General features: G+C 65.3%; 22 protein-coding genes. 12 read left to right on the top strand and 10 right to left on the bottom strand.

What is annotated here, in order from left to right; all coding sequences use genetic code 11:
• Nucleotides 1–24: 24 nt before the first annotated feature.
• From AUL38_RS02080 to AUL38_RS02090, 3 genes are read left to right on the top strand one after another with little or no spacing between them, the layout of a single operon-like run.
• Nucleotides 25–660, top strand: a complete 636-nt coding sequence (locus AUL38_RS02080) for a TetR/AcrR family transcriptional regulator (RefSeq protein ID WP_059058840.1) — start codon at nt 25–27, stop codon at nt 658–660.
• On the top strand, nt 602–1,606 hold the full coding sequence (locus tag AUL38_RS02085; RefSeq protein ID WP_235590564.1) for an NADPH:quinone oxidoreductase family protein: 1,005 nt from the start codon (nt 602–604) through the stop codon (nt 1,604–1,606). The genes AUL38_RS02080 and AUL38_RS02085 overlap by 59 nt, the downstream gene beginning before the upstream one ends.
• Nucleotides 1,603–2,337 (top strand): glucose 1-dehydrogenase, encoded by a 735-nt coding sequence (locus AUL38_RS02090; protein WP_059058846.1) that lies wholly within the window; start codon nt 1,603–1,605, stop codon nt 2,335–2,337. Before AUL38_RS02085 ends, AUL38_RS02090 begins: the two co-directional genes overlap by 4 nt.
• On the opposite strand, the gene AUL38_RS02095 is transcribed toward AUL38_RS02090, so the two are convergent.
• The 3 genes from AUL38_RS02095 to AUL38_RS02105 form a co-directional block, all read right to left on the bottom strand.
• Nucleotides 2,334–2,654 carry a branched-chain amino acid transporter permease gene (locus AUL38_RS02095; RefSeq protein WP_059058847.1) on the bottom strand — a complete coding sequence of 107 codons (321 nt, stop codon included), beginning with the start codon at nt 2,652–2,654 and terminating at the stop codon, nt 2,334–2,336. The genes AUL38_RS02090 and AUL38_RS02095 overlap by 4 nt on opposite strands.
• A complete protein-coding gene (locus AUL38_RS02100) occupies nt 2,651–3,394 on the bottom strand; it encodes an AzlC family ABC transporter permease (RefSeq protein ID WP_059058849.1) in 744 nt (247 codons plus the stop codon). The genes AUL38_RS02095 and AUL38_RS02100 overlap by 4 nt, the downstream gene beginning before the upstream one ends.
• A gap of 138 nt (nt 3,395–3,532) precedes the next feature.
• Nucleotides 3,533–3,928 carry a DUF1844 domain-containing protein gene (locus tag AUL38_RS02105; RefSeq protein WP_059058851.1) on the bottom strand — a complete coding sequence of 132 codons (396 nt, stop codon included), beginning with the start codon at nt 3,926–3,928 and terminating at the stop codon, nt 3,533–3,535.
• Between the two features lie 248 nt (nt 3,929–4,176).
• Between AUL38_RS02105 and infC the strand changes: the two genes are divergently transcribed.
• The 4 genes from infC to AUL38_RS02125 all read left to right on the top strand — a co-directional run bounded on the left by infC (nt 4,177) and on the right by AUL38_RS02125 (nt 6,377).
• Nucleotides 4,177–4,779: a translation initiation factor IF-3 gene (gene infC / locus AUL38_RS02110; RefSeq protein ID WP_153006433.1), complete on the top strand. Its 603-nt coding sequence runs from the start codon at nt 4,177–4,179 to the stop codon at nt 4,777–4,779.
• An 88-nt stretch (nt 4,780–4,867) separates the two neighbouring features.
• On the top strand, nt 4,868–5,062 hold the full coding sequence (rpmI, locus tag AUL38_RS02115; protein WP_059058853.1) for a 50S ribosomal protein L35: 195 nt from the start codon (nt 4,868–4,870) through the stop codon (nt 5,060–5,062).
• A gap of 39 nt (nt 5,063–5,101) precedes the next feature.
• Nucleotides 5,102–5,488 carry a 50S ribosomal protein L20 gene (gene rplT, locus AUL38_RS02120; RefSeq protein WP_059058856.1) on the top strand — a complete coding sequence of 129 codons (387 nt, stop codon included), beginning with the start codon at nt 5,102–5,104 and terminating at the stop codon, nt 5,486–5,488.
• Between the two features lie 88 nt (nt 5,489–5,576).
• Nucleotides 5,577–6,377 carry an RNA methyltransferase gene (locus tag AUL38_RS02125; RefSeq protein WP_059058858.1) on the top strand — a complete coding sequence of 267 codons (801 nt, stop codon included), beginning with the start codon at nt 5,577–5,579 and terminating at the stop codon, nt 6,375–6,377.
• Here AUL38_RS02125 and AUL38_RS02130 read toward each other — a convergent pair.
• A complete protein-coding gene (locus AUL38_RS02130) occupies nt 6,374–6,775 on the bottom strand; it encodes a helix-turn-helix domain-containing protein (RefSeq protein ID WP_083506518.1) in 402 nt (133 codons plus the stop codon). The two genes, AUL38_RS02125 and AUL38_RS02130, sit on opposite strands and share 4 nt — an antisense overlap.
• 95 nt (nt 6,776–6,870) lie before the next feature.
• On the opposite strand from AUL38_RS02130, the gene AUL38_RS02135 reads away from it, so the two are divergent.
• Nucleotides 6,871–8,040 carry an LLM class flavin-dependent oxidoreductase gene (locus AUL38_RS02135; protein WP_083506519.1) on the top strand — a complete coding sequence of 390 codons (1,170 nt, stop codon included), beginning with the start codon at nt 6,871–6,873 and terminating at the stop codon, nt 8,038–8,040.
• Nucleotides 8,037–8,726, top strand: a complete 690-nt coding sequence (locus AUL38_RS02140; RefSeq protein WP_235590565.1) for an NADPH-dependent F420 reductase — start codon at nt 8,037–8,039, stop codon at nt 8,724–8,726. Before AUL38_RS02135 ends, AUL38_RS02140 begins: the two co-directional genes overlap by 4 nt.
• Before the next feature lie 250 nt (nt 8,727–8,976).
• On the opposite strand, the gene AUL38_RS02145 is transcribed toward AUL38_RS02140, so the two are convergent.
• Together AUL38_RS02145 and AUL38_RS17300 are read right to left on the bottom strand one after the other, a co-directional pair.
• Complete coding sequence (locus tag AUL38_RS02145; RefSeq protein WP_059058861.1) at nt 8,977–10,314, bottom strand: NAD(P)-binding domain-containing protein; 1,338 nt, start codon at nt 10,312–10,314, stop codon at nt 8,977–8,979.
• Between the two features lie 373 nt (nt 10,315–10,687).
• Complete coding sequence (locus AUL38_RS17300; protein WP_161937389.1) at nt 10,688–11,050, bottom strand: DoxX family protein; 363 nt, start codon at nt 11,048–11,050, stop codon at nt 10,688–10,690.
• 143 nt (nt 11,051–11,193) lie between these two features.
• Between AUL38_RS17300 and AUL38_RS02155 the strand changes: the two genes are divergently transcribed.
• Nucleotides 11,194–11,625 carry a winged helix-turn-helix transcriptional regulator gene (locus AUL38_RS02155; RefSeq protein WP_369795286.1) on the top strand — a complete coding sequence of 144 codons (432 nt, stop codon included), beginning with the start codon at nt 11,194–11,196 and terminating at the stop codon, nt 11,623–11,625.
• A gap of 74 nt (nt 11,626–11,699) precedes the next feature.
• On the opposite strand, the gene AUL38_RS02160 is transcribed toward AUL38_RS02155, so the two are convergent.
• Genes AUL38_RS02160 through AUL38_RS02175 form a run of 4 tightly spaced genes read right to left on the bottom strand, consistent with a single transcriptional unit; the run spans nt 11,700 to nt 14,877 of the window.
• The gene (locus tag AUL38_RS02160; RefSeq protein ID WP_059058866.1) at nt 11,700–12,968 is read right to left on the bottom strand and encodes a Dyp-type peroxidase; all 1,269 of its coding nucleotides are present in this window, start codon (nt 12,966–12,968) and stop codon (nt 11,700–11,702) included.
• Complete coding sequence (locus tag AUL38_RS02165; RefSeq protein WP_059058868.1) at nt 12,961–13,560, bottom strand: copper chaperone PCu(A)C; 600 nt, start codon at nt 13,558–13,560, stop codon at nt 12,961–12,963. Before AUL38_RS02165 ends, AUL38_RS02160 begins: the two co-directional genes overlap by 8 nt.
• Before the next feature lie 3 nt (nt 13,561–13,563).
• Nucleotides 13,564–14,202 carry a copper resistance CopC family protein gene (locus AUL38_RS02170; protein ID WP_059058871.1) on the bottom strand — a complete coding sequence of 213 codons (639 nt, stop codon included), beginning with the start codon at nt 14,200–14,202 and terminating at the stop codon, nt 13,564–13,566.
• Nucleotides 14,203–14,250: 48 nt separating this feature from the next.
• Nucleotides 14,251–14,877: a hypothetical protein gene (locus AUL38_RS02175; protein WP_059058873.1), complete on the bottom strand. Its 627-nt coding sequence runs from the start codon at nt 14,875–14,877 to the stop codon at nt 14,251–14,253.
• A gap of 91 nt (nt 14,878–14,968) precedes the next feature.
• On the opposite strand from AUL38_RS02175, the gene pheS reads away from it, so the two are divergent.
• The gene (pheS, locus tag AUL38_RS02180; protein ID WP_059058875.1) at nt 14,969–16,021 is read left to right on the top strand and encodes a phenylalanine--tRNA ligase subunit alpha; all 1,053 of its coding nucleotides are present in this window, start codon (nt 14,969–14,971) and stop codon (nt 16,019–16,021) included.
• Complete coding sequence (gene pheT, locus AUL38_RS02185; protein ID WP_059058877.1) at nt 16,021–18,564, top strand: phenylalanine--tRNA ligase subunit beta; 2,544 nt, start codon at nt 16,021–16,023, stop codon at nt 18,562–18,564. The genes pheS and pheT overlap by 1 nt, the downstream gene beginning before the upstream one ends.
• Nucleotides 18,565–18,626: the final 62 nt, after the last annotated feature.

Consider the following 18,626-nt stretch of genomic DNA (forward strand, 5'->3'; position numbering starts at 1 on the left):
AAGTAATAGGGAAGAATGGCTCGAATGAAACACTCTCAGGTCGCCGAAGACGTCATTCGCGCCGCGGTTCAGCTCTTTGCCTCACGGGGATACGCCAACACTAGTGTGCAGGAGATCGTCGATGCAGCAGGCGTCACCAAGGGCGCCATGTACCACTACTTCGAGTCCAAAGATGACTTGCTGTTCGGCATCTACGACACAGTGCTGTCGCTCCAAAAAACCCACCTCGACGCCATTATTTCCGCCGGCGGAGAGGTCGACGAGGTACTTCGGGCCGTCTGCGTTGACGTGCTCGAAACCTCAATCGAGTACCTCGCAGAGGGGACCGTGTTCTTTCGAAGCATGGACATGCTCTCCGAACCGAGGCGCAAGGAAGTTGTACGCCGCCGTCGCGCGTACAACGATGAGTTCGCTGCCCTCGTCAAGCAGGGGCAGAACGAAGGGAAATACCGCGAGGACATTCCCCTCGCCGTGCTCATCGCGCACTTCTTCAGCGATGTTCACTACCTCTCCTACTGGTATTCGGAAGGGAAGCCGGAGGACAGGACGCTGGCGGCGGTGCAGATCACTGATCTATTCATGTCGAGTCTAAGGAGACCAGATGTCCACAACGGAAGTCCCGGAGACGATGCGAGCCTGGCACGTCACGACGCTCGGTGAACCAGCAGAGGCGCTGACGCTCACCACTGTTCCAACTCCACAGCCGCAGGCCGGGGAAGTGCTCATCCGCGTAGGCGCGGTTGCCGCGAACTTCCCTGATGTGCTGCTTGCGCGCGGCCAGTATCAAGTGAAGCCTGAGCTGCCGTTTACTCCCGGAGTCGAGTGCAGCGGCACCGTTGCCGCGCTCGGCGAGGGAGTGGCTGGGCTCAACGGAGGAGACCGGCTGGTCGTGCCTACGATTGGCGTTCTCGCGGAGTACGCAGTGGTGCCCGCGAACGCCGTCCAAAAGATCCCAGCATCGCTCGACGACGTGCACGCTTCGGGGCTCACCATTGCCTATCAGACAGCGTGGTTTGCGTTGCATCGCCGGGCCCGCTTGCAGACCGGGGAATGGCTCCTCGTGCACGCTGCTGCAGGCGGCGTTGGCGCGGCTGCGGTGCAGCTCGGCGTTGCCGCTGGCGCTCGCGTCATTGGTGTTGTTGGTTCCGAAGCGAAGGCGCAGGTCGCCCGCGATGCGGGGGCGGAGCATGTGATTCTGCGGAGCGACGATATTGTTGCGGAAGTGAAGCGGATCACCGAAGGACAGGGCGCTGATGTGGTGTTTGACCCTGTCGGCGGCGCAGCATTCGAGGCATCGACAAGATCTATTGCCTTCGAAGGGCGGATCGTGGTGATTGGCTTTGCCAGCGGTACGATTCCTGAGCTCGCAATGAACCGGCCGCTCATTAAGAACTACGCGATCCTTGGCCTGTACTGGGGGCTCTACCAGGAGCGCGCGCCCCATCTTGTCACCGAAGCGCACGAGGAGCTCATCAAGCTCTTCGAGGCCGGGAAGATCTCCCCGGTGGTGGACCACACGGTGCCGTTTGCGGAAGCGCCCGCGGCACTGACAGCACTCGCGACGGGCAACACGGTTGGTCGCGTCGTGATTGAGGTGACCAAATGATCTCGCTCGAGGGAAAGGTCGCCCTGGTCACAGGCGGGGCGCGGGGGATCGGTGCAGCCTACGGACGAGCGCTCCATGCTGCGGGTGCGAGCGTGATGCTCGCAGACGTGCTCACTGCCGAAGGGGAGGCGCTCGCCGCCGAACTTGGTGATCGGGCCCGGTTCGTCGAACACGACGTGCGTGACGAGGCGCAGTGGGAACAGGTTGTTGCGGCCACGGTCGCGGCGTTCGGCTCGCTCGATGTGCTCGTGAACAACGCGGGGATTGCCAATGCGGCTCCGATCGAGCACTTCACCCTGGAGAAGTGGGAAGCGGTGCTCGCCGTGAACCTCACCGGTGTGTTTCTCGGCTGCAAGGCTGCGGTGCCAGTCATGAAAACGCAGGGGAGCGGTTCCATCATCAACATCTCCTCGGTCGAGGGGATGCGCGGCAGCCCAGGAATGCACGGGTACACCGCAGCGAAGTTCGGGGTGCGTGGGCTGTCGGCCTCACTCGCCGTTGAACTGGGCCCGTCAGGGATCCGGGTGAACTCTGTGCATCCTGGGTACATCACGACTGCGATGTCCGAGCGGATCGACCCCGAGCGGTTGGATATCCCGCTCAGGCGCCCCGGCGTTCCAGAGGACCTCGTTGGCACAATTGTGTTCCTCGCCAGTGACGCCTCCTCGTTCACGAGCGGCGCTGAATTCGTCGTGGACGGCGGCATGATCGCCGGCATTCCACACCGCTAGAACAGGTTCACGAGGACGATGTAGGAGGCGGTTCCTGCCGCGATGCTGAGCAGGGTCCGCCTCCCACAGAGCAGGTGCACCCCGACTGTGACGGCTGTCGCGATGAGCGCCATCCACCACTGATCGCCGCGGGCTGCGATCTCGTCGCGCAGTACAACAACGGCGAGGATAAGCAGGATCCCCGCTGGCATCCACTCACCGAGCGCGCGCACGAACTTGGACCGGCGCAGCGGTTTGAGCATGGCGAACGGCAGCGCGCGCAGGCCAAAAGTGATGATCCCGCCGAGCGCAATCGCCGCGATGAGGTACCAGGTCATGTGCCTTCTCCCTCGTCTGGCTCGGCGAGTCGCGCGCGCCGTGATTCGACGGCGTACCGCACGGCGAGCAGCGCGGCGAACACCACGAGCGCGGCGAGCATGGTGTTCTCGGGGAACGCAGCGATAGCGACAGCCACCGCGAGCGCCGCCAGGAGCGCCGAGGGAATCTGGCGCCGTGACCGCACCGCGTCGAGTGTCATCACGGTGAACGTCGCAGCGAGCGCAAACTCGAAGCCTGCAATGGGGGCCGGAAGGGCTCCCGCAATCGCAAGCCCGATGAGGCCGCCTCCGACCCAGTAGAGCTGCATCATGAGCTGGCCACTAAGGATCCGAGGGCTTGTAAGTTTGCTTGGCGGCATGAGGACGTACGTCGCGTACGCCTCGTCAACGAGCGCGTACACGGAGTAGGCCCGCGCGAGGCCAGGGCGGACGCGGCTGATCGGGAAAGACAGCGCGTAGAAGACGTGCCTGAAATTCACTGCGAAGACTGTCACCGCTATGGTGAGCAGCGGTGCGCCGGCCGCGAGCATACTCACGAGGAGGAGCTCAACGGAGCCTGCAAAGATGACGATTGAGAGCGCTGGGGCGACCCACATGGGTAGTCCCGCCTGAACAACGAGAATCCCGAGCGCGACGCCGAGCGGGAAGATGCCGATCCCGACACCGAGTGAATCCCGCACACCTTTCGCGGCCTCTGCCTTCCAAGAGCCTGCAGCTGAGATGGGGGCGACGGCGGACATACCGTCATTCTGCCCTAGATGGACGATCTGCCGCTCGCCTGTGCCGCATTGTGACGGACGGGAGGAGCGCAGGTCGGGTAAAACACAGGAGCGCACGCGAGCGGTGTGCTGCGTGCGCTCCGAAAGCGTGCTGGGTGCTTAGTTCACCGGGCCGGTGTACTTCTCGCCCGGGCCCTTGCCGATGGGGTCAGGGATCGGCGAGGCCTCACGGAAGGCGAGCTGCACCGAACGCAGACCGTCGCGGAGGCTGCGGGCGTGCATGTCGCTGATCTCGGGAGCCCCGGCGGTGATGAGGCCAGCGAGCGCGTTGATGAGCTTGCGCGCCTCGTCAAGATCGATCTGGCTTTCCGGGTCGTCGGCGAGGCCAACCTTCACCGCTGCTGCACTGAGGAGATGGACTGCAGCAGTGGTAATCACCTCGACGGCTGCGACATCGGCGATGTCGCGCACTGCCTGTGCCGCGTCATCACCCTCTGGGTAAACCGCATCGTGGTCGGTGGCCTGTGATGCTGCTTCGGCGTTCTGCTCGCTCATGTAAAGCGCCCCTGTCTTTCTGTTCGCTCAGTGTGCTAAGCTTCTGGAGGTTATCGGCAAACTATTGCCGGTGCTACGGAAGAGGAGATTCTCCCACCCGGCACCTCTTAAGGTTATCGGGTAGTTGGCGCCCCGTCGCATTTCATGTGACAGCTTAAGGGTGTGGGTACGCGTGCGTTCCCGATCTCATTTCCGTGAGCCTCGACACCGTCGAGCAGACTTATCACATGAGATCAGAGGAGTAGGCGATCAGCGAGCCCCGTACGAATGACCGAATCCGCGTTTCCGAGGTGCGACTGGTAGGACCCGGTGGCGAGCAGGTCGGTGTTGTGCCGATCGATACGGCACTGCGCCTTGCCCAGGAGGCGGATCTCGATCTCGTTGAGGTCGCTCCGAACTCAAAGCCTCCCGTTGCCAAGATCATGGACTTTGGAAAGTTCAAGTACGAGGCAGCTCAGAAGGCCAAGGAAGCGCGCCGCAACCAGGCGAACACCGTCCTCAAAGAGGTCCGTTTCCGCCTGAAGATCGACAAGCACGACTACGAGACCAAGGTCAAGCGTGCCGTCGGCTTCCTCGAGCAGGGTGACAAGGTAAAGGCAATGATCCTCTTCCGTGGCCGCGAGCAGTCGCGTCCGGAGCAGGGTGTGCGTTTGCTGCAGCAGTTCGCAGAAGGCATCGCCGAATACGGCACTGTCGAGTCCAACCCTCGGATTGATGGCCGCAACATGGTGATGGTCATCGCCCCAGTCAAGAACAAGTCCGAGGCGAAGGCCGAGCAGAACGCTCGCCGTGCTGAGGAAAAGGCGAGCCGCCGCGCTGACAAGCCGGCAGACGACACCGCCGCCGAATAAAGACCCGTGGCTGTGCGGGGATCGTGAGATCCACCGCGCGCCCATGACGCAGCCGCCCCGGCGGTGCACCACAACAAGGAGAAAACCGATGCCAAAGCAGAAGACCCACTCGGGGGCCAAGAAGCGCTTTAAGGTAACTGGCTCCGGCAAGCTGATGAAGCAGCAGGCCGGCATGCGCCACAACCTTGAGGTCAAGTCCTCGCGTCGTAAGCGCCGCCTGAACGCCGACCAGGTGCTCGCTCCGGGCGATGCGAAGCAGGCGAAGAAGCTCCTCGGCCTCTAGGCCGGCCCCACAACTTATCTCTGTTAAGGAAGAACTGAAATGGCAAGAGTAAAAAGGGCCGTCAACGCCCACAAGAAGCGTCGCGTAATTCTTGAGCGCGCCTCGGGCTACCGCGGACAGCGTTCGCGCCTGTACCGTAAGGCCAAGGAGCAGGTCACGCACTCGCTGGTCTACGCGTACAACGACCGTCGCAAGCGCAAGGGTGACTTCCGTCGCCTGTGGATCCAGCGCATCAATGCTGGTGCACGCGCCAACGGCCTGACCTACAACCGCTTCATCCAGGGCCTCGGCCTCGCAGGTGTTGAGGTTGACCGTCGCATGCTCTCGGAGCTCGCGACCAACGACGCAGCGACGTTCGCGACGCTCGTCGAGGTTGCCAAGCAGGCTCTTCCCGAGGATACCTCGGCACCGAAGGTTGCTGCGTAAGTAGCGTTCTCCAAGAAACCCCGCCCCGCACGTTTGCGGTGGCGGGGTTTTTGGGTTTTTGGGGGCAGCCCACGGGTAGTCTTGACGGGTGACTGAACTCATCGAGAACCCCAAGGCCCCGCGCGTGAAGCGCGTCGCATCGCTCGCTCGCAAGAAGGATCGGCTCGAGGCCGGACAGTTCCTCGTCGAGGGGCCCCAGTCGGTGCGTGAACTCCTCACCTACCGCCCCGGTCTCGCGGAGGTCGTCTACGCGACGACCGGTACCGAAGCTTGGCAGCAGGAGATTAACCGGCTCGCATCTGACGCGGGCGTGCGGATCGATCGCGTGACGCCGCAGGTGCTCGCGGCGATGGCAGAGACCGTACAGCCGCAGGGCGTGCTCGCGGTCGCGCATATTCCTCAGATTGGCCTCGATGAGGCGCTCGCGGGCGCAAAGCTCGTCGCAGTGATGCACGAGGTGAGAGACCCCGGCAACGCGGGGACGGTGCTCCGCGCCGCGGACGCCGCTGGCGCCGACGCCGTCGTGTTCGCGGGGGAGTCGATTGACCCGTGGCACCCGAAGGTTGTGCGATCCACAACCGGTTCGATCTTCCACCTGCCCGTGGCCACCGCGGCGTCGCTCACCGAGGTCGTGGAAGCGGCCCGCGCCGCAGGGCTCGAGACCATCGCCGCCGACGTGCGCGGCGACTCGCTCGAGCAGGCGCGGGGCGAGCTCACCGGCAAGATCGCCTGGGTGTTTGGGAACGAGGCCCGCGGGCTCGACGAGGCGGAGCGAGAGATCATCGGCCGCTCGCTCAAGCTGCCGATCTATGGCGCGGCAGAGTCACTGAACCTCGCGACCGCCGCAAGCGTGCTGCTCTACGAGACTGCCTTCGCGCAGCGCGCTTAGTGGGCGCGGGCTTCCGACCGCTTCGCCCAACGAACGAGCGGCTGCAGGATTGTGATGAGCTCGGCTCCTGACTCGGTGAGGCCGTAGCGGATCTGCACCGGCGTGCTCGGGATCACTGTGCGCGTGACGAGCCCCTGGGTCTCGAGCTCGCGCAGCCGCGCGGCGAGGAGACGGTCTGAGATACCGTCGACGCTCGCGTGCAGCTCAGAAAAGCGCTCTGCCCCGCGGGCAAGTGCGAGGAGGATCGCGGCCGTCCACTTGCGGCCCGCGAGCTCGGCGGCCTCTCGGAACAGCCGGCATTCGGCGTCATCGATCGCGTGCGGGCTGCCGTGGGGCGCGGAACCACCGGTGGTGCTCGGGGTGGGAACCGAGGGCGGGGGTACGACGGAGATGCTCATGCTTACTAATGGTAAGCGACTAGCCTGGGAATTGAGTACGGCGCATGAGTGCCCGAGAGTAGGTACTACACAGCACTACCTCGGAGGAGACCAGCATGCAGCTCGGCGTCTACAGTTTCGGTAACCAGGCCGCGGATCCCGCGACCGGCAAGCTTGCGAGTACCGCGCAGGCGCAACGCGACCTCCTTGAAGCAATTGTGCTTGCTGACGAGGTGGGGCTTGAGTTCTTCGGAATCGGCGAGCACCACACCGAAGAGATGCCGGCCTCAGCAGCAGCGGTCGTGCTCGGGGCTGCCGCGTCCGCGACGAAGCGAATCCGGTTAGGCAGCGCCGTCACAGTGCTCAGCACCGATGATCCCGTGCGCGTGTTTCAGCAGTTCGCGACGCTCGACGCGCTCTCCGGCGGTCGCGCAGAGATCACCGCGGGGCGGGGATCCTCGATTGAGTCGTACCCGCTCTTCGGGTACAAGCTCGAGGACTACGACCGGCTCTACAGTGAAAAGCTCGAACTGCTGCTCAAAGTCAACGAGTCGCCGAGCGTGAGCTGGTCAGGCTCCGTGCGCCCGGCGCTAGAAGACCAGCTCGTGGTTCCTCGCCCGGATCGCGGGTCGCTGCCGATCTGGCTGGGCACCGGTGGGAGCCCGAACTCGACCGTGCGGGCAGGGCAGCTACAGCTGCCGGTGTCGTACGGGATCCTCGGCGGCGACCCGGCTCGCTTCAAGGCGCTCGCAGACCTGTATCGGCGTGCGTGGGCAGCAGGGCCGGCAACAGCGCGGCAGCCGCTCATTTCGGTCGGGAACCCCGGGTTCATCGGGGAGACTGACCGCGGGGCGCGGGACACGTTCTGGCCGACCTGGTATCGCACGATGGCCGATATCGGGCAGCGCCGCGGCTTCGCTCCTCCGGTGCGTGAGCACTTCGAGGTCGACGCCGAGCGCGGCGCACTCTTCGTCGGCGGGCCAGAGCAGATTGCCGAGCGCATCATCCGCCTCCACGGCGCGATGGGACACTCCAGACAGTTCCTGCAGATGGACTTCCTCGGCCTGCCCCAGCGCGACCTGCTGCGCTCAATTGAGTTGCTCGGCACCCAGGTGAAACCGCTCGTCGAAGCCGAGCTTGGGGCCGAGCCCGAGGTTGTGCCGAACCCACTCGGGCCTGTGAGTGAGGCTGCTCCGGTGGATTCCGCGGCTGCGAGCGCTGCCGGTCAGGGCAGTCTGAACGGCCAACTCGGCATGAACGGCCAGCCCGAGGCGGCCTCGCTGTGAGCAGTGTTGCTGTGAGCCGCGTTGCGATCCTCGGCGTCGGCAAGGTGGGCACCGCAATCGCCCGAGCCGCGCTGCATGCCGGACACGAGGTGACCATCGCGGGCTCCGGTGACCCTGAGCCGGTGCGGTTCATCACCGAGATCATGGCCCCCGGCGTCGCCGTTGCGACCGCGGCCGAAGCGGTCGCAGGGAGCGAGCTTGTTGTGTTGTCGATCCCGCTCCCGAAGCTCGCCTCGCTTGACCCGGAAATGCTGCGCGGGCGCATCGTCATCGATGCGATGAACCACTGGCAACCGACCGACGGCGCACTGCCGGAACTCTTCGCGGGGGTCACGAGCACGAGTGAAGCTGTGGCGCGGCACCTCGAAGGCGCGCGGGTAGTGAAAGCGCTTAACCACATCGGATATCACGAGATGGAGTCCGATCGGCGCGAAGAGGGCGCGGCTGATAGGCGGGCGCTCGCCGCGGCCTCCGACGACCGCGAGGCCGCCGAGGCGGTCGCCGGTTTCGTGAGCAGTCTCGGCTTCGACGTGCAGCCGGTGACTCCGCTTGCCGCGGGGCGCGCACTCGAACCGGGCTCGGAGATTTTTGCGGGCTCGTTCGGTGCCGTCGACGTGGCCGAACGCTTGCGCGAGGCGACCTTAGCTCTAGAACCTGCCTCGGCCACCGCCCCAACCCCCGTTTAATCTATTCCGACCCTTGCACAGGGCTAGCTGGGGTCGGAACCAATTAATGGGGTCAGACGGAATGGGGTGAGAGGCCTCGCTCGGGTCGATGGGCCCTGGGCCCTGGGCCCTGAGTCCTGGGCCCTATGCCCTGGCGCCCACGCACCCCGCGCCGTCCTCCCCGACCCCATTAAACGATTCTGAGTCTTGAGAGGTGCTCGCAAGACTCAGAATCAATTAAACGGGGGTGGGGCAGGGGTCAGGCGGGTGCCTAGCCCCTGCGCCCGGCGGGCTCGCGGCTGGGGTTGCCGGGGGAGAGGTAGCGCTCCAACGAATCGTCGAGCTCCTCCATCCACGGGGTGTGGTGCGTTGCGGCAATTGTTCCGGTCATGACCGAGCGGTAGCAGATGTCCCGGTAGCCCAGGATGTCCTTACGCTTGTCCTTCGTCCACCGGATGAAGATGTCACTCACCTCGTCGATATCAAACGACGGGTAGTCCGTTGCCTCCATGAGGTCGCGAACGTAGTCGGCCTGGTAGCGGATCTGGTTCTCGGCGTTGCTCGGCGTGACGCCGTAACGGTTCTGCCAGACAGCCATGGAGCGCTTACGTTCTGCGGCCGAAGGCATCTCGGTAGTGCCGAGAATGAGGTCGCGCACGTACCAGGCCTGCGTGTCGAACATGTTGAACGTGAACCACTGATCCTGCGCGCCCACGTAGAAGAGCGCCGGGTTGTCGTGCCAGACGACACCGCGGTACAGCCGCTCGGGGTAGATCGTGTTCGGTCCGTCGACGGCGAACTCCTTCGGCAGGAACGGGTACTTGTGCACGTACCCGGTGCAGAAGATCACCGCGTCAACGTGCTTCGAAGTGCCGTCCTTGAAGAACGCAGTATTGCCCTCAAACCGCTCGACGCTGTGGCGCTCCTCGAAGCCCTTTGGCCAGTCGTAGCCCATGGGTGCGGTGCGGTAGCTCGCCGTCACGGACCGCGCGCCCATCTTGTAGGCCTGGCTGCCGATGTCTTCGGCGGAGTAGCTCGAGCCGATGACCAGAACATCCTTGCCGCCCAGTGCTTCCGCTCCGCGGAAATCGTGCGCGTGCGTGATGAACCCGGTGAAGGTTTCGATGCCAGCCACCTCCGGGGTGAACGGGAACGAGAAGTGCCCGCTCGCGACGACGACGTGGTCGAACGTCTCGGTGGTGGTCTCGCCGCTCGGGAGGTGTTCGCTCGTTACGGTGAACAACTGGGTGTCCTCATCGAACGTGACGAGGCGCACGACGGTCGTGAACCGGATGTACTTGCGAACATCGCTCTGCTTCAGGCGGCCAGCGATGTAATCCCACAGCACCTCGCGCGGCGGGTACGACGAGATCGGGCGCCCAAAGTGCTCATCGAAGGAATAATCGGCGAACTCGAGGCCCTCCTTTGGGCCGTTCGACCACAGGTTCCGGTACATGCTCGAGTGGACGGGCTCGCCGTACTCGTCGAGGCCGGTGCGCCAGGAGTAGTTCCACTGTCCGCCCCAGTCGGCCTGCTTCTCGAAACAGACGAGCTCGGGGATATCCATGCCCTGCCGCTCGGCTGACTCGAATGCTCGGAGCTGGGCCATTCCGCTCGGGCCCGCCCCGATGATTGCTACTCTCTTCTTCTCGCTCACGTCACTACACTTCCTCACTCTGTTGTGGTTCCTAGCCGTGCATGTAGGCACAGCTGTGCACCGGCGCCGATCACAGGTGACCGTGCTCTCGGGAAGCCCGTTGTGGCCTCACCGTGGTGTCCAGCGCGAATGGGAGATTGTCAAATCTCAACCATCCGTCGGCTAGCAACCTTTCAACCATAGCATTTGCGAAGAAGGAATGTGGGAAATGCGATGTGACCTGCGGGTTTACGCAGAAGTGGGGCCGCGCGTTCGCTGCATGCGGCGGCGCGGCCCAGTGGGGTTCGAGAGGAAAATGCGGGGATGCTGGCGCCTGTCGCGCGACTTACAGGACGATGAACCACAGGGTCGCGACTGCGGCTCCCAGCAGCATGAGTACGACATTCTTGCCGAACGGTTCATCGAGCTTCTTGTGGGCAAAGATCGCGAGGAGTTGGATCAGCGCCAGACCGATGGCAGCGATCGGGGCGAGGACGGGGAGCATCCCGGTGAGTGGTGCGGCGATGACTGCCACCGCGCCGAGCACCTCTGCCGCGCCGATGAGGTTGACCTGGGTCGGTGTGTACGCCTGGAGCGTGGCCATCGGCATCTCGGAGAGTGGCTTCGCGAGCTTCATGCCGCCCGCCATAAGGAACATGAGGGCGAGCACTCCAGAGAGCGTCCAGGTAATAACGGTGAGAACAAGCACGAGTTTCACTCCAAGGGTAACTTTTAGTAACTGAGGTACAGTGAGTAAGTATTGCCCATGAGCGGTCAGGCACCGCAACGTGACTGAGTTACCTAGAGGTAACCGGGTCGGCACGCGGGCCGGATGAACAGCGGAGGAAGCCCATGACGCCACACCAGCAGCCAGTTCAGCCTGACAGCGACACGTGCATGCGGCTGATCTGCGACGTCGAGGGCGAGCGTGCTGAGGTGTTCCGTTCGATCCTCGGGCGGGTAGGAGACAAATGGAGCATGATGCTGATTGGCATGCTCCAGCACGGGCCATATCGATTCACCGAGCTCAAACGCATGACCCCGGGTATCTCGGCCCGGATGCTCACGTTCACGCTGCGGCAGCTTGAGCGCGACGGGCTCGTGCAGCGCACGGCCTATGCCGAGATCCCGCCGCGGGTGGAATACCAGGCGACGCCGCTCGGACGGACGCTCATCGACCCAGTCATGGCGCTTGCGCAGTGGGCATCCGCGCACCAGACGGAGATCGTCGCCTTTCGGGACGAGTACGATCTCGCTCAGGAGGGCGACCGCCCGGCACGCTAGCAGCGCGGTGGAGAAGTGATGGAAACTGCTGTGGCCGGGAGCCCCAGGGGCTCCCGGCCACAGCAGCGCCAGCACTATGCGAGGAGGGCCGCCCCGAGCGTTTGACCGCTCGTAAATCCGGGCAGCACGGCAAACACGGCGGATCCCGTGTGCGTCACCCACTCGTTGAGCATGTCGGCCTCGTCGAGTCGCTGCTGGATCGGCACGAACTGCTTCAGTGGATCACGCTGGTAGCAGCCAAACAGCAGTCCGGCCTCCTGCCCATCGTCGTAGTTCACTGCGCGACGGACGATCCGCTCGCTCGGGTCATCCGACTTGGCTCGCCTGATGTGCGCGGCCGACGGAATGATCGGCAGCCCGAGCGCGTTCTTCGCGTCGAAATCGGCAGGGGCATGCTCGCCGCCCGTCGGATCGTTGATCGGAGCCCCGTCACTCAGGGTGCGGCCGATAGTCTGCTCGCGCCCGGGCCGGTCGACCCGATCCCAGGTGTCGAGCTCCATTCGGATCCGCCGGAGCACGAACGCGGAACCGCCCGCCAGCCACGGCTGCCCGTCGCCAGCACCGATCCAGATGAGCGGATCGAAATCCGCGTCGGCTGGCTCTGGGTTCACGGTGCCATCGACCTGGCCCATGAGGTTGCGCATCGTGGTGCCCTTCGCCTCGGAACCGCGCGACTGGCGGAAGCCCTGCTGGATCCATGCGATCTCGGCAAACCGGTCGAGATCGCGATGCAGCATGCGCGCGGCGTGCGCGACGGGGAGCGGATCGTCTGCCTGCACGATGAGCAGCAGGTCGCCGTCATCGAACCCATTGCCCAGCTGATCCAGCTGGAACTTCGGCAGCGGAGCGAGCCAGGCTGGTCGCTTCGCCGGGTCAACCCGGTCTACAAGTCGCTGTCCCACGCCGACGGTGATCGAGAGGCGTGCTGGCCGAGCGGCGAGCTCGGGCTCTGGATCGGCGAGCGGCCCGACGCCAGCGGTCAACGCTTCGATATCACCGGTGAGAATCCGGAGCATCCGCGTAATCGCCTCACGATCGGTCTCCGAGCGCAGCGTGTACGCGATGTGCCGCACGTGCGTTGCCGGGACCGAGATGATGCCCGCCTGATGCCTGCCGTGACAGGGGAGAGCCTCCCCACCAAACCCTGGAGCTTCGGTGAGATCGCCGAGCGCGGGCTGCACGCTCGGGTCGAAACCCGGCTCGTTCGCGCGTTCCTGCCCCGCGAGTGTATAGCCACCAGCAACGCCGCCTGCGCCCCCGAGAAGGGCCCCGATACCTGCGCCAACCGCGCCCCCCGTGAGGAGGGCGCGGCGGCTCAAGCGGTGAGCTTGCTCTTTAGCCATGGTCCATCTCTTCGGAACCCTCCGACATGTCCATGTCGCCGTGATCCATGTCCATGTCCTCGTAGCTCTCGTTCGCGCCAGAGGTGTCCTTCACCAGTGCGACGATGTCGAGCGAGCTGCCGTCTGAGAAGGTGAGCGTGATGGTGACGTCGTCACCGGGCGAGAGCGGCTCGGTGATGTCCATGAGCATGATGTGGTTGGCGCCAGGCTCGAGCAGGAGCGAACCGCCCGCGGGCACAGTGACGTCGCCCTCGATCTTGCGCATCTTTCCGTCGACGACCTCGTGCAGCTCGGTGATGCCGGCCACGTCGCTCTGCAAATCAGTGATGACGAGATCCTCGTCGCCGCTGTTTTCGATGAGGCCGAAGACGCCACTCATTGCCTCGCCGGGCTTCACGTCCGGGTCGGTGGCCTTCACCCAGGTGTCTGACGCCGTGACGACGCCCTGCTGGTTCTCCTGAGCGGCCTGGGTGGGCTCAGCGGGGGTCTCCGACTGCGCGCAGCCGGTGAGGGCGAGCGCGAATGCTGCAGCGGTTGCGGCAAGGCCGACCGCCGCACGGCGTGAACGCTGGGTGCGGTGTGTGTTCAACATGGATTACTCCTCGTGGGTGCGGGGGTCTGTGCCCTCCGCGGATGCTGCGCTCTTGCGCATGCGAATAAACAGGGGGATAGCGACGGCGACGGCGACAATTGCCGCTGCCCCGATCGCGAGGGGAAGCGAGAGGCCCGAGCTGTCAGAACTCTCGGCGCCCTCGGCAGCGGATTGCTCCTGCTGCTCTGGCTTGGCCTCTGCTTCTCCCGTGTAAGGTCGGACTTCGCCTGCCTGGCCGTTGTCGATGTCAAAAGTGAACCCACCCTCGATAGGGTGCCCGTCGCTCGACACCACGCGCCAAGCTGACGTGTAGTTGCCGTCGCTGAGCGGGGTGGCGAACTTCTGAGTGACATCGCGTCCACTAAACGTGGGAAGCCCGTTCGTTGCGTCGCCGCCATCCGGATCCGTCACATGGATCTCGGTACCCACTTCAAGCACATTGTCGCTGAACGTGAGCCGGAGCGCTGCTGCTTCTCCGCTGTCAGTCGTCTCAACCTCGACGTCAATGAGCTGGTCGTGTGCCTGCGCCGGCGTTGACGCCGAGAACAGCGCGAAGCCGAGTCCAAGCGTTGCTGCAATCATGATCGCGGCAACGGTCTTCGGCAACCGAGTGGCGGACTGGATCTGGGTATGCGTGTGCATAGGTGGTCCTGTCTCTCCCCGGGAATCGGAGAGAATTCCTATTTGATGCTAAAACTGGGGCGACGCTGAGAGCGCGGGCGGCCCGCGTAGCGACCAGGAAGCATAGGTCAGGAGCTGGTCGCGAAGCACAGGAGCCTCGTGACGAGCAGGGGGAACCTCACGGCGTTCGAACGCCGCGAGAACCAGATGCTGGGGGAGCGCGCGGCGGATCGTCCTGCCAAGAGCAACGACGGCACGCTCACCGCGTACGACGAGCACCGTTGAAACGACGGCAGCGATTCCGTGCAGCACCCACATGAGCGTGTCAGCTGAGCCTGCCTCGACAACGGTCGGAACGAACCGTTCGAGCGAAGCAAGGTGCGCCGCGTGTGAGCCCATCGGGAATTTCGAGGCACCCGAGAGTGCGGTCGTCACACCGATCCCGGCGAACGCCCAGTGATAGAGGAACTGGCTTGCGCCCACGGCGAGTCCGACTCGCCACACCGACTCAACCTTGCCGGCGAGTGCCACGCAGAACGGGAGCGCGATGATCGCCGTGACGATGACCGCGAACGCGGAGATTTCTCCGCCGGCGAGAGAGTGCGACGCCGCGGCGAGCACGGTCGAGAGGGCAGCACCAATCACGCCGCGAGCGGTACGCGCTGCGCGACTCAGGGGCTGCTGTCGCCGAGCCATGCAAGCAGTGTAACTCCTCGAGCCTGAGCACGCGCGGTGCCCCGACCGGGGCCGGGGCGCCGCCCGCCGATCCACGGTAGACTTGACCCTCGTGTCAGACAACACCACGAACCCCAATCCGATTTCGCAGGAAGCGGTCGATGCCGCCGTAACTGTTGCGCTCGCCGCATTTACCGCGGCCGATTCAGTTGCGGCCCTGAAGACCGCGAGAACCGAGCACGTCGGCGACGAGTCCGCCATCGCCAAGCTCAACGCGCTCATGCGCGAGGTTCCTAAGGAAGCAAAGGCTGAGACCGGCAAGATCATGGGCCAGGCCCGTGGCCGCCTCGAGGGGGCGTTTAAGAGCCGCGAGAGCGAGCTCGCAGCCGCCGAGGCTGCAGCACGGCTCGTCGCGGAGACTGTCGACGTCACGCAGGCTCCTGTGCGCCGTCGCGCCGGTACCCGCCACCCCCTCGAGCAGCTCAAGGAAGAAGCCGGTGACATCTTCATTGGCATGGGCTGGGAGATCGCGGAAGGCCCCGAGATCGAGCACGAGTGGTTCAACTTCGACGCCCTCGGCTTCGATCCCGACCACCCGGCGCGCGCGATGCAGGACACGTTCCTCATCGACCCCGCGGACCGGCACCTGCTGCTGCGCACGCACACCTCGCCCGTGCAGATCCGCTCGCTGCTTGACCGCGAGCTCCCCGTCTACGTTGTGGCCCCGGGCCGCACGTTCCGCACCGACGAGCTCGACGCGACCCACACTCCGGTGTTCAACCAGATCGAGGGCATTGCGATCGATCGCGGGCTGACGATGGCGCACCTGCGCGGCACGCTCGAGCACTTCGCGCGCCAGATGTTCGGTGCCGAGGCGAAGATCCGCCTGCGCCCGAACTTCTTCCCCTTCACTGAGCCGTCCGCCGAGATGGACGTGTGGCAGCCGAACGCCAAGGGCGGGGCGCGCTGGGTCGAGTGGGGTGGCTGCGGCATGGTCGACTCGAACGTACTCGAGGCGGCAGGCATCGACCCGACCGAATACCAGGGCTTCGCCTTCGGCATGGGAATTGAGCGCACGCTCCAGTTCCGCAACGACCTCAACGACATGCGCGACATGGTTGAGGGCGACATTCGTTTCAACGCACAGTTCGGAGGCCTCGTCTAATGCGGATCCCACTCAGCTGGCTTGGCGAGTTCGTCTCGCTGCCCGCAGCAACCACCCCCGAGGACGTGCACGCACAGCTCGTGAGCGTCGGCTTCGAGGAAGAGTCGGTTCGCCGTTTCGACCTCTCCGGGCCGCTCGTCGTCGGTGAGGTGCTCTCTGTTGAGCCCGAGCCGCAGTCGAACGGCAAGACAATCAACTGGTGCCAGGTGCGCGTCGCCCCCGAGGGGGAGACCGCTGCCGACGGCGGCGAAGACGTGCGCGGCATCGTCTGCGGTGCGCACAACTTCGGGCCAGGCGACAAGGTCGTTGTGACCCTGCCCGGTGCCGTGCTGCCCGGCGACTTCAAGATCGCCGCGCGCAAGACCTACGGCCACGTGTCAGACGGCATGATCGCCTCTGCCCGCGAGCTCACGCTCGGCGAAGATCACGACGGCATCATCGTGCTGTCGCGTCTCGGCCTCGACCCCGCGATCGGCACCGACGCGCTCGAACTGCTCGGCCTCGCCGACACCGCGGTCGAGATCAACGTCACGCCCGACCGCGGCTACGCGTTCTCGGTGCGCGGCGTCGCCCGCGAGTACTCGCACGCAAGCGGATCGGCGTTCACCGATCCCGCAGCGATCGAGGTCACACCGGCGGCGGGCTTCCCTGTGACGCTCGCCGACGATGCGCCGATCCGCGGGCGCGAGGGGGCCACCGGCTTCATCACCCGCGTCGTGCGCGGCATCGATGCGACCAAGCCCACCCCGGCCTGGATGGTCGCGCGGCTGCAGCTCGCGGGCATCCGCGCGCTCACGCTGCCCGTCGACATCTCGAACTACGTGATGCTCGAGCTCGGCAACCCGCTCCACTCCTACGACCTCGGCAAGCTCCAGGGCGGCATCACGGTGCGCCGTGCCCGCGCTGGTGAGACGCTGGAGACGCTCGACGGCCAGGAGCGCAAGCTCCACGTCGAGGATCTGCTCATCACCGACGACTCGGGCCCGATCGGGCTCGCGGGCGTCATGGGCGGCGAGTCGACGAAGGTCGACGACGCGACGACCGACGTGCTCATCGAGGCGGCAACGTTCGATCCGATCACCATCGCGCGCACACACCGCCGGCACAAGCTGCCGAGCGAGGCCTCAAAGCGCTTCGAGCGCGGCGTGGACCCGCTCGTCGCCCGCGCCGCGGCGCAGCGCATGGTGGATCTCCTCGTCGAGCTCGCCGGGGGCACCGTCGACACGCTCGGCAGCGACCTGGTGGCTCCCTGGGAGCCCACCGAGGTGCTGCTGCCGATCGCGCGTGTGAACGGCTTGCTCGGAACGGATTTCAGTGACGACGAGGTGCGCGGTGCGCTCGCGACGATCGGGTGCACGGTCGCTGAATCATCCGCGGGCATGCTTAGCGTCACCGCGCCGAGCTGGCGATCGGACCTCACGCGTCCGGCAGACCTTGTGGAAGAAGTCGCGCGTATCGTTGGCTACGACCGCATCCCCTCGGAGCTTCCGGTCGCCCCCGCTGGCCGCGGCCTGACCCGCTCGCAGCGGCTCCGACGTCGGGCGGCAAATGTGATTACCGCAGCGGGCTTCGATGAGGTGCAGAACTACCCCTTCGTTTCGCGTGCGCAGCTCGACAACTTCGGCGCGGGGCCTGAGGCGTCTGCTGACGCCGCGTCGGCTCCGGTTGACGCGGTACGCCTCGCGAACGCGCTTGACGGCGAAACCCCGTTCATGCGGCGCTCGCTGCTGCCCGGACTGGTAACCGCAGCCCAGCGCAACGTATCGCGCGGTCTCACCGATCTCGCGCTTGTCGAATTCGGACGCGTGTTCGTGCCTCTTGCTGCGCCAAACCAGCTCGGCACAGCGACAGTTCCGCCGCTCGCAGCACGCCCCTCCGACGAGGAGCTCGCCGAGCTCAACGCATCGATCCCTGATCAGCCGCACACCGCTGCCGCTCTGCTCATTGGCGACGCGATCGAAAAGCAGCCGGGGGAGTCCGGCCGCGAGTACGACTGGGCTGACGCGATCGATGCCGCGCGCATCACCGCTGGCGCTGTCTCCGCAGAGTTGACGGTCCGTCAGGGTACGCATCGCGCATTCCATCCGGGTCGCACCGCCGAGCTCGTGGTTGCCGGCGAGGTCGTTGGCGTTGCCGGTGAGCTGCTGCCCGAACTGGTTGCCGACTACCACATGCCGGGCCGCGTCGCCGCGTTCGAACTTGACCTCGAGCGTGTCATGGAGCTCGCCCCACGCGAGCCCGCGACCGCGAACCTCTCGGGCTACCCCGCGGCGACGCAGGATCTCACCCTCGTGGTCTCGCTCGACGTGCCGGCTGCGGAGGTGCTCACGACGGTCGTCGCTGGCGCAGGCGAGCTGCTCGAGCACGCGCACATTGTCGCCGACTACCGCGGCCAGGGCATCGACGAGGGCCAGCGCGCGCTCACGTTTGCGCTCCGATTCCGCGCGAGCGACCGCACGCTGAAGGCAGAGGAAGCGAGCGCGGCGAAGCTGGCGGGCGTTGCCGCTGCCGAAGCAGCGTTCGGGGCGAAACTGCGCGACTAACGGCGCTGCAGCGCGCGTTGCGGGCGCCCGCTTGCGCTGCGCCCCGCATCTAGGGGCAGTTT

Origin of the sequence: Leucobacter sp. G161 (assembly GCF_001482305.1) — a bacterium.
Classification (GTDB): Bacteria; Actinomycetota; Actinomycetes; order Actinomycetales; family Microbacteriaceae; genus Leucobacter.